At 48.5% G+C, this 10,631-nt stretch carries 9 protein-coding genes and 1 pseudogene; 2 read left to right on the forward strand and 8 right to left on the reverse strand.

Annotated elements, in window-relative coordinates:
• Positions 1-252: 252 nt before the first annotated feature.
• The 7 genes from KTF55_RS07115 to KTF55_RS07145 all read right to left on the reverse strand — a co-directional run bounded on the left by KTF55_RS07115 (position 253) and on the right by KTF55_RS07145 (position 6,783).
• A complete protein-coding gene (locus tag KTF55_RS07115) occupies positions 253-750 on the reverse strand; it encodes a hypothetical protein (protein ID WP_217107900.1) in 498 nt (165 codons plus the stop codon).
• Positions 751-1,045: 295 nt separating this feature from the next.
• Positions 1,046-1,744, reverse strand: coding sequence for a hypothetical protein (locus tag KTF55_RS07120; protein ID WP_217107901.1), 699 nt, complete (start codon positions 1,742-1,744; stop codon positions 1,046-1,048).
• Between the two features lie 565 nt (positions 1,745-2,309).
• Positions 2,310-4,367, reverse strand: coding sequence for a DUF2142 domain-containing protein (locus tag KTF55_RS07125; protein WP_217107902.1), 2,058 nt, complete (start codon positions 4,365-4,367; stop codon positions 2,310-2,312).
• Between the two features lie 187 nt (positions 4,368-4,554).
• On the reverse strand, positions 4,555-4,842 hold the full coding sequence (locus KTF55_RS07130) for a DUF2304 domain-containing protein (RefSeq protein ID WP_161189911.1): 288 nt from the start codon (positions 4,840-4,842) through the stop codon (positions 4,555-4,557).
• Between the two features lie 44 nt (positions 4,843-4,886).
• The gene (locus KTF55_RS07135) at positions 4,887-5,207 is read right to left on the reverse strand and encodes a DUF2304 domain-containing protein (RefSeq protein WP_117770621.1); all 321 of its coding nucleotides are present in this window, start codon (positions 5,205-5,207) and stop codon (positions 4,887-4,889) included.
• A gap of 7 nt (positions 5,208-5,214) precedes the next feature.
• Positions 5,215-5,907 (reverse strand): glycosyltransferase family 2 protein, encoded by a 693-nt coding sequence (locus KTF55_RS07140; RefSeq protein WP_217107903.1) that lies wholly within the window; start codon positions 5,905-5,907, stop codon positions 5,215-5,217.
• Between the two features lie 39 nt (positions 5,908-5,946).
• Complete coding sequence (locus tag KTF55_RS07145; protein ID WP_226790627.1) at positions 5,947-6,783, reverse strand: glycosyltransferase family A protein; 837 nt, start codon at positions 6,781-6,783, stop codon at positions 5,947-5,949.
• Between the two features lie 86 nt (positions 6,784-6,869).
• Between KTF55_RS07145 and KTF55_RS07150 the strand changes: the two genes are divergently transcribed.
• Both KTF55_RS07150 and KTF55_RS07155 read left to right on the forward strand, forming a co-directional pair.
• Positions 6,870-8,096 carry a lipopolysaccharide biosynthesis protein gene (locus KTF55_RS07150; protein ID WP_226790629.1) on the forward strand — a complete coding sequence of 409 codons (1,227 nt, stop codon included), beginning with the start codon at positions 6,870-6,872 and terminating at the stop codon, positions 8,094-8,096.
• Positions 8,097-8,386: 290 nt separating this feature from the next.
• Complete coding sequence (locus KTF55_RS07155; protein ID WP_217107904.1) at positions 8,387-9,376, forward strand: glycosyltransferase family 8 protein; 990 nt, start codon at positions 8,387-8,389, stop codon at positions 9,374-9,376.
• A 554-nt stretch (positions 9,377-9,930) separates the two neighbouring features.
• On the opposite strand, the pseudogene KTF55_RS07160 reads toward KTF55_RS07155, so the two are convergent.
• Positions 9,931-10,631, reverse strand: a pseudogene (locus KTF55_RS07160) (glucosaminidase domain-containing protein); the annotation flags it as partial.

Raw genomic sequence — 10,631 nt, forward strand, 5'->3', positions numbered from 1 at the left:
GAGAATATTGCTTTCGCAAGGTGATTTAAAAGTTTTGAAGAAATATTTACGCTGAATAATCGGTCTAGAAGTAGGTGGCGTAAATGGACGATGTGGTTATAACGGCAATTGCGACAGCGGGTTCTCAACTCGCCACTCTCGCTGCAAAAGGAACAGCTATTCAAATCGACGCTGACGTCCTACGAGAAGCTTCAGAGTGAAATATGGAGCCTTTATGGAGCCATCGATATTCCCTTGCTTGACCTCGGCGAGCTAAACCCGATGACCAACCCGTCGCAGATTATCAGCAACGGGTTGAGAAAAAGTAGACCGCAAGACAGGACCGTGCCGATGCGCTCGCCGGAGTGGTAGATTTACAGCGTCGACTCGCCGACCCTGAGGTCGACCTTGCGGCCCGCAGAACCTGGTGTACCCCATCGCCGCCTTGTGCTCGCGGGCGCACTGGACTTTGTACTCGTCGTGCAGCAGTCGCAGGTTGACCCCGACCTTGGCCATTTCCGTATGGACGTACGACCAGTCGAGCTCCTCGAACACGCTCTCGCGCACGTTCCTTTCCGGGTGGAACAGGCTGTAGACCTGCTCTTCGCCCAGGTCCTTGACCTGGATCCACGTGATTCCCCGCTCGTCTGCGATGTCGAACACCTGGAAGACGCTGCCCATGGACATATGCCTGGTCTTGGCGATCGACCTCCTCGCCATGCCCTGGTCGCGGAGCTCCATGATGAGCTTCACCTTTATCATCCTTGCCATGTGGTTTCTCCTTCCGTCGATCGGTTGCATGGCAAGCAGATTCTACGGAAGGGACAAAGAGACACGGAAACGGCGGAACGGGTGATACGGAGGCAGCGAATCCGTGAAATGATAGGCGATACGGAAAACGCGAAACGGGTGCTATCCAGAGCGCGCAATACTCAATTTGACCACAAGAAAGCGATAAGCGACCCTTTGACTGAGGTATGCGCGGATGCAATCCGGATGAACCTGAGCCAAAAACAAACGACCGCTAACCGCAATAACCAGAAGAACCGCAACTAAGTTAAAATCATTAACTTGCGGATTCAAATGGCCTGCGCGCAGATTGTATGCCGCTTTTCAGAGATGAATAATTCCAACGGTATGCAAAATAGCTCTCGTAGGCGATTCTTTGAGATTTCCACCATTCGTCGTACTCTTCCCATTTCGTTTGCTTTATTAGATCAGATAGCTTGCCGTACGCATCGTGAAGAAAATGCTTCGAGAATCTTATGCCTGACTTATGGTGAAACACTGCAGGATGTGTAATAACTTGCTCGTAAGAATACTGCGTTGTGTTGTTTCGTGATTCTTTTGGATCGAAATAATCAACGAACTGAGGGACTTCTCTGCAGTCATCGAGAATATGGAGCAAATCACCATGGCAAATCTTGTTTCGAATATGCTCACAGTAAGCATCCCACCACTTTTTTGTATCGCCTGATAAAAGCCCTTTACCTTTTGCACAATTGATGACTGGCCTCAAGGTTTGTTTTCCGAACATCTCATCGTGGTCTTCTCGAATTGATGGCACATCTTCAAGATTCGAAACGACCATTCTTAAAGCAAATTCAAGAAGAACAGACGTGCTAATGATTGCAGCTTGGTAGTTTCCGCATAAATGAGAATTACACGCCTCGAACCATAGGTTATTGAGGGAGGGCTGGCGGCAAATCTGAGCCGTTGCTATTAACGCTTTGTGCGAACATGCCAGCTGCATTCCCTTTTTCAATATACCAAACCTCTATCATGGGCAAACCTTTACATGTGATGGAAGAATAGGAGTTTAACGGCACGGACTCGGAACCTATTAAGCATTAGGTACAAGATAATATATCGCGCAGCTGATAAATCAGGCAAATCTCGTTATCCCGCGCCTGTACGACCTGGGGCAGGCGAGTGCCCGGTCCTCTACAGCGACCGGGGCGCCCGCTACCGCTGGCCCGACTTGATCGAGATATGCGGGCGGCACGGCGTCTCCCGCACGATGTCGAGGAAGGCAAGGACGCCGGACACGCGCGGATGGAGGGGTTCTTTGGCACGCTTAAGCAGGAGTTCTTCCATACAGGGACTGGTCGGGCGTGAGGGTAGAGCGGTTCATGGAAAAGCTGGACGCGTGGTTGGTCGACTATAACGAGTAGCAGATCAAACTCTCGCTCTTCTGGAAGAGCCCGAGCCAGTACAGAAAGGCGCTAGGCCTGGCAGCCTAACGCCCCAAGATTCCTACCGCACCCCCGTTGCTTGACCCCTATCTTTTTTAGACACTGAAAAATGAACTGTAATAAGAAACGGTATCGCTACCGACCAATCACACAACACAGGCACGCAAAGAAAGACATCAGAATCATGACTACAGGAGGAATGACGGAAGAAAAATTAAACCGCTGCGACACGCAATCGATTCGGGCCCGAGGTGCACACAAAGAAATGAACGCCGGAACAAGTACCGGTATCAAATATCTCGGTTGTACACCTGCTACCGAAGTGTCACCAACGGGCGTGTAACCGACATAAAGCGCCATGCACACCAAAGAGACACTTGCGACAACAAGCGCAAGGATCCACATACGGAGGGCAGGGGTTACAGGGTTTTTAGAGGAATCACCTTCGACATTAAAGGCGCTCGTATAAATACAGAGAAAGGGCAGAGTGGAAAGAAATGGGAGCGATACAACAACATTGCCCATATATGCATACGAAAGAGAGTAGTCATTCGATGAAGCGGGCGCGAGCAGATTGACCATAAAACCGAATAATGTACCGAGGAATTCCATCGGATTATTCAGAATGTAGCGTATTTGTCCTATTCCACTGACCCCCTCGCCTCCCCTCACATCTCCCGCCTGCACAGCGGGGGAAAACAGCATCGGTAAGGTAAAGCTACACACCATTAGGATGCCGAACAAAATCACCAAAGCCACATATAACTTCCGTTGCTTCGAATTCCTAAATTTCGAAGCAGGCATGAACAGCATCATTCCAATTAACGGAAAATAAACAGCTTTTGCAGACAAGCCCAAAAAGAAACACGCTGTAATTGCGAAAACGCTTAATGGCGCCAGCCTCTCATCAGGCTTCGACAACTCCCTTAGAACCAAAGCAACTGCAAGCAATAAGAAGCTAGTCACCCACGGATCATAGGAATAGTTCGATGCAAGATAGACAGCATAAGGAAGTAGGGCAACCGTCGCAATCAAAGATTTCCATTTCGGAATATAGAGGATTGCAACGGCGGTCACGACAACATAAGAGAAAAGGTTGAACAGCCTTCCCAAGGCAAAGCCCGTAAGTAATGGAAGGGACAACAACCTCCCCAACCAAAGACCGAGAGCGCAAGGAATATAGGAAATGGTCGAAATGTTCCTCAACGATTCACCGGTCACCGCAGCTACAAAACCAGGGGAACTATAAACTTCCCCTGAAGCCAACTGGGACAAATGGAGGTCATTCAGATCCATCTCCGCGTCATGCACCTCATCAAACTGAAGACTGTTATTTTCCACCCATGGAACCGCAACTAATTCAATTTCAGACCCGGTGAAGACAGGATCTCCCATATAGGACAGGCCCAGAGAACGAGCGTAATGGATCTGATCGTCCGGAGAAACAGCAGTGAGGTTCGGTAAAGCTGAAATCAAAAAACAACCTAGTGAAAGCGCGGCGATGGAGAAGGAGACTACGGTCTTGTATAGACCCGGTTTCACAATAAACCAAGGAGCGACACCTAGAATAATCACAATGCAGAGGTGAACAGTACGCACAAATGATGCTCCAAGAAACGGCATCAGTACAGTGGACGCAACCGCCAACAGACCATTTACGGATAGAACGACTATGCACAAAACAACGATGCCCAGAACAGGGTTTGCAGCAAAAAATGCACGCGCCCTTCCCTTGTTGGCCAACGCGGGCTTTTTCACAGCTAGCAAGATAAAGGAGCTGCTGATAAATATAGCAAAGAAAAAGAGTACTATTTCTTTTTTACTCCAATCCATTATAGATAGCACGGACCTCTCTGGCGTACCCACCACGGTTCCGGCTTCAAGTAATATAGAAAAAAGAGCCGAGAATGCACAGACACTCAAGGCAAGACGAGGAGAAGCCTTTCCGAACAGGGTGCTTCGCTCGGAGGCAAGATAAAACCAAGCAAGAACCGCTAAACAAGCAAATAACGCAAGCTCCATGCACCAATAAAAGATTGCCGCCGTGACGTCATAGCGAACAAACAGCACTGCACCCGAGATAGCAAGCAGTACAAAGCACACAAGCGGAAGCGCGCTCAACCGATACCCATCGGAACATCTCCGTATTTGCGTCTTAGCCATATGAGCATGGCCGTGAACAATCGGAATCATCAAATCGTCTCCTGTCTGAATCTACACTATGACCGTACGGTGAACATCAAAGAACACGACGGCGGAACCGTTAGCGATACCATTTTTCAACAAGGCGGTCATCCCTCCCGCAACCCAAGCCGAACACCGTCTATTGTCTGTCCGCTCAGCAGTCTCTTACTATTTCTTTCTCGATAATCGCAAGCCGCTAAGTCAGATCCTTTATGCTTGCTGCTTGCTTCGTCACGATTACGCTAAGCATCAGCGAAAACGCAAGGAGAAGAAACAGATCAAGGAAGAACACGAAGTTAGTGTTCAACACGAAACCAAACAATTCGCCAATTGCTCCAATGGAACCAGGGAAAATAGCAGCGATGAGGATTATCACCGACAAGGACAGCCAGAAAAAGGAAAAGCGTAAGGGCAACTTGCCCTTGGATACGAGACAGATCGCGCAAACGAAGAACACAATCGCAACAAAGTGAGGAAGAGACACAGTCTCTCCTTTCGAGGGGCGAACGAATAATAGATATGACAAATTTAACGAAGCGCTTGCTCCTCAACAAGTTGATTAATCCTCCTGCGCAGCTTCGAGATGCTCACCGTGTTACTGAACTCTCGATACAGGAGCAATACAATCACGTAGAGGAACACGAAGTTTGCCGGGCTTTCAAATCCCAAAAGTGAAGACAGCCAAAAGGCAACTTGTGGGAAAGCAGCCAGCACAACGAAACTGAAGGCGAAGAAAAGCCAGAACACAGAATCCAGCACTTCAATCTGCGCCTTCCTTAGCTTCCTGATGACAAAATACAAAACCAAAAGAGCCCCGAGCAGGAGGACGGCCCTAAGCACAATAGACATTATTCAATCACCTAAACCACTGAACGAAGAGAATGGAGATGCAAGCGCGAGCCATATAGGCAATCGATTTAGGGATGTTCAAATAGCTCTCCCCTGCCTGCCTCTCACGCATCTCAACCTGAACTTCACGAACCTTAGCACCCTTCTTAATCAGGTACGAAATAGACTCGGGCTCTGGGTTCAAAGAGTCGTCGTTTGCAAAAAGCTCGATCATCTTCCTGTTAAACATACGCATGCCAGAAGTCGGATCTGCAACTCGCTTGCCGGTAGTGAGCTTGATCGCAACCGTAATGATGCGCGAGCCGAGCATGCGTGCAGAAACCTCTTTACACTTGTTTACAAAGCGCGAGCCGATAACGATGTCGGCGTTCTCGGCGATCGCAAGGTCGAGCATCTTGGACATATACTCCGGGCAATGTTGGCCGTCTGCATCAAACTGCAAAGCATAGTCATACCCATTGCGCAGCGCGTACTTCATCCCCGTCTGGAATCCAACTGTAAGACCAGAATTGACCGGAAGAGTGACATGATTGAAGCCACGGTCGAGACAAATTTGCTCAGTTGCATCCTTGGAACCGTCGTTTACCACGAGATAATCGATATCGGGCACAACAGAAACAAGCTCGTCAACTGTTCTCTCTAGAGATTCTTCCTCGTTATACGCTGGCACAATTACCAACACTTTTTTACTATTCAACATCCGCCAATCTCTCATAGACAACTCAACAAGAACTCGCCGCTACAATTGGTTGCTCTCCTGACCTCGGCGATAGAATTTAAACAACAGCTTCGCAATAAAAGAAGGCCAAAACCGCTCGAGCATCGCGAGGTCCTCCTTTTCTCGCGTGTCATCCTTAATTAAGGCAGATGTCTCAGATTCTTGATGAATACGGTGGTGCATCATCACCTTGGAATCATAGTAAAAAGCACCAGGCAGCTTTGAAAAGCGCTCCCATGCCGCCCAATCGAGATTCGAGCGGAATTCTGCAATAAACGGAGGCCTAGGCAACTTGCTCATATTCAACGTTACGGACGGGCAACAAATTGCAGATCCGCAAGACAGAATTCTCCTACGCATCCATCTGGACGTAGCAAATCTTCCGTCCCTAACGGGAGTAAGCATCAGGCGTTTGATTCGAAGTAGCTGGTTATCGTCAACCTTGGCACCATTCCTCAACTCACCATAGTTGGTAAAGAAGATGAGCAGATTGTCCATCTTATTCGCAGCAGTTAGAAGATGAGCCGCGTACTCAGGCTCATAGGTATCGTCCTGGTGCGCAACGGTGACAAGAGAAGTGTCAGCGCAACTTACTGCGTAATTCCAATCATCAGCGATCCCAGGATTTCCATCCCGAACGTACAACTTAACGGAGTATCGCTTAGCAAGCTCACGCGTTGCATCGCACGGAGTCGAAGTGGCAATCAACACGTTGGTCTTTACAGTCTGCGCAAGCAAGGATTGAAGGCACTCTTCAAGAAAGGGGCTCTCTTTGTACGCGCAGAGCACAAAGGTATGGTCAGAGGGACCAAATGTCATGAATCGCTCCCGTTTAATCGTATAGGCATGCCTGTTCATTATACGTTCACCTTTGCACTCGTTGAAAAGGGCACTAAAATTACTAAGGTCTTTCGAACGAACGCTTCGCACGAGAAGGGAGCTGCATGCCCAACGTCCCCGTACCCTTGAGCACGAAAAAGAACACGCTCTGGAACGCCGCTGGTTGCATTTTTTACCTTGGATGCCAGTGGCTTACAACCGTCCTGGTCGTTGTTCTGTCGACCGACTACAGCAATTCCGGAGCGCTTGCATTTGCCATGTCCGTTGGCAGCATGTTTGCCTCCGTCAGCCTATATAAAATGAGGACCTACCAGGTTTCCGACATTTCCTGCGAGCATTCCGCAAATGACTATATTGGCTTTCGCTTAGTATCGATTTTATTCAGCTTGATCATGAGCTGCATCTACGTCGCTGCGATCAGCGACAACGTTTCCTTCCTGATCGCCACTTTTGTATTCCTCGTTTTTAAAATCGATGAGACCTTTGTCGACGTGCTCTACGGAGTCGACCAAAAGGGACAGCGCATGGACTACATCGGCAAATCCCAGTTCATGCGCGGAGTGCTATCCCTCGTCGGCTTCGTCGCCCCACTCGTAACGATCAACTCGCTGCCCGCTGCGATCATCGGTATGGCGTTTTGCTGCATGCTCGTGACCCTCTTCTACGATCTCCCCCACGCAAGACGATTTGGGGATATCAAGCCCAGCTTCGCTCACGAACATCTTGTCGAACTCGGAAAAGCATGTCTTATGCCGACAATCGCCAATTTCTTAGCAACGTCCATCGTTTCTATTGTCCGTCAACGCTACGGCGTTCTTGCCGGACAAGAACTCCTAGGAATTTACGCCAGCATCGCGACTCCCGCAGTTCTTATACAGGCAGGCGCGACGTATCTCTACAGTCCGCTTATTGGCACCCTAGCACACTCTTTGCAAAATGGAGGCGCAACAGCTTTCAAGAAGAGCTTCTTCAAGGTATTCGGCTTGCTCTTTGCATGCATGGCAATAGTTACGATTGGATTCTCATTCATTGGTGGCCCCCTGCTCGAACTCGTTTACGGAAGCAAGATCGAGCCCTACCTGTGGATATTCCCATATGTTCTTGGAGCCACAACGTCAATCGCCATCCTGCTCTACGTAAACGACTCCCTCCTCATCATGCGCGACGGGATCACCCAAATTATCATCAACGCTCTTTCATTCGCCGTTATCGTCCTTGCGGCGGATTACCTTATTACCGCCTTCGGCATGAACGGCATCAACGTGGCCATTATTGCCGCATGCGTTCCCGCGGCGGTTGCGGGTACCATCAGGATTGCCACGAGCAAATAGGCTTCGCCATCCGCCCCTCCCAGCATACCGCAAGCCGCTCCCGTAGACACACAGGCGCTTCACTCGAAACGCACCTAAACGCTGGAAGCATTTGATTACATTGGAGACGCCGCACACGTATGCCTTCGGGAGTGGTAGCGTGAAGTGCGCGAGTGGGTTGACGTTGGCCTGACTGTGACGACGCAGGTTTGTTGTGTTCGGAGTTTGGTGGGTGGTCCTCCGAGTCCGTGGTGACTATATTCCCTTTCTTTGTTAGAATCATGGCTTGTTGATAATGCTTTGGAGAACAGATGAATCTTCTATATACGGTCAATGAGGCATTTGTGCCGCAGCTTGCAGCTTCAGTCGCTTCTGTTTGTGAGAACTCGTCTCCCGATGACGCAATTCACTTTTTCGTATTCTGCGACAAGGTGTCACAGACGTCGAAAGAGACGCTGCGTTCTTTTTTGAATAAGTATTGTGTCGAGATCGATTTTATTGATATCGATGGTTTCATGGAAGCTGGCTGCATTGACTTTGATACGCAGGGTTGGAATGAGATCGTACTCTCTAGGCTGCTGTTGGCAAGGTTTTTGGCCAGCGATATTCAACGCGTTCTCTATCTTGACGCAGACACAATGGTCAGGGGGAGCCTCAAGGAGCTCTGGGACGCTCCGCTGAACGAGCACGGCTGCATAATTGGTGCATGTCCTGAGCCAACTGTATCGTCGAAACGCATGAAGGCCCTTGGACATGGAGGAAAGCCGTACTTTAATGCTGGAGTCCTTTTGATTGACCTTGAATCCTGGCGTAGAAATGAGATTGAAAAGCAGCTACTAGAGTGTCTGAAAGAGCGGGGAGCCGAGCTTTTTGCGAACGATCAGGATGCGATAAATCTTGTCCTTGATGAGCGAATCATGCCTCTTCCAGTAAAGTATAATTATTGCAACTCTTTCTATTATTATCCGCTTTCGATGCTGAAGCGGGTCTCCCCTTGGTTCGATCCCGACCCACGCCGGTATTCTGAGTGGGTAAGCAACCCCGTTATCGTGCATTTCCTTGGTGAGGACCGTCCTTGGAGATTGGGCAATACGCATAGGTATTCAAATGAGTATCTCCAAAACCTCTCTTTGACTCCATGGAAGGGACAAGGCATGGAAGATGGCTGGCATTTCTACTATGCTGCTTGGTCTCTTTTCAATATGCTGACCGGTCCTTTCCCAATGCTTAGATACCGCCTTATTACAAATATGATTCCCTCTGTTATGAGATTACGTGCAAGAGGTAAGAGGAATCGCTGATGGCGGGATATTTGGGCCGCACTTCTGGGCCGCACTTCTGAGCCAGCTCTTGTTAAGAAAGAGTTGTCAATTAAACAGAATATGGTTTAATATTCAAGGTGCAAATTCGTAGATTCGCGTCACATATAGTTGGGAACAAATGTTCAGGGCAAGCCACGGTTGATGTATACTAAAGTGGAACACGGAGTGCATCCGGTATTGCCCTTCACCGTTTATCTTTTTGTTGCGCTTTCGCGCCATACGACAGCCGTCTCGACAGGGAAGGCTGTCGTTATATTACAAGCCTAGAGCCCGCTACTTACTCAGGATGGCTTCTGTCTATCTCATACGTTTTGTTTACTATTATTTTCAGCCGATAATTCTGATCCCAAAGTATTCTGTGCTTATATTTATTTGGTCATTGCTGTAATCTTTAGCGATATCAGCACTTCTTGACATCTCCTATGAAAGACTGTCAGAAATTCTCAACAATATAAGATTACATATATAGCCGAAAAACTAGAGCCGATATGCAACTAGATTTGCATATCGGCTCTAGAACGTCTGTAGACCCATTACATGCACAAAACGTCAAGGACAATTGCATTTAAGCCTTCGCCGTAACCTTTACCGGGAACGGCCCAACGTCCATTTAGGTCCGTTGTCTTGGGAGCACACCCACGGGAAACAAGATTAAAGCGTGGGTCAATACACGGATTATTCAAAGGTTCAGTTGTTGCGTACGCTTTTAAATGCTGCGCTTGAACTCTAAGCCCTTCTCTAACGGAAGAAAAAGTATATCCGGGATTTCCAGGACCGGTGGCTCCAACGCCTCCAAAATTGCACTGATTTGCCTGGACCAAATTTCCAAATCTTAAATAGCCCGTCTCTTTCATGACTTGAGCATATAAAACTTCAGGACATACTCCCTCAAATGAGGCTTCTTCGTAAAGAATCTTACAAAACTCATCAATAGATGCGCTGCCTTTGCTTTTATACACGCTTGTTGGATAAGTTTGCCTCCCAACAGTCCTGCTGTAATGAGCGGCAGCATCCTCGTAAGAAGTGAAAGGCGGGGACATTATATAGCCCTCAAATCCAGTCATGCTCGAACCATTACGATGCTCTTTCATCCCATATTCGAGATAGTGGAGATAATACCCTTTTAAATTACTTCCGTAAGCCTTCCTAAGATCGAGATATCTCGTTTTATAACTATAAACGTCGAACGCCTCGGAGCCGCGGCGGCCCTCCGACATGCCGTAGTTGATGAAGT

This window comes from Collinsella sp. MSK.8.10, assembly GCF_019041915.1.
GTDB lineage: Bacteria > Actinomycetota > Coriobacteriia > Coriobacteriales > Coriobacteriaceae > Collinsella.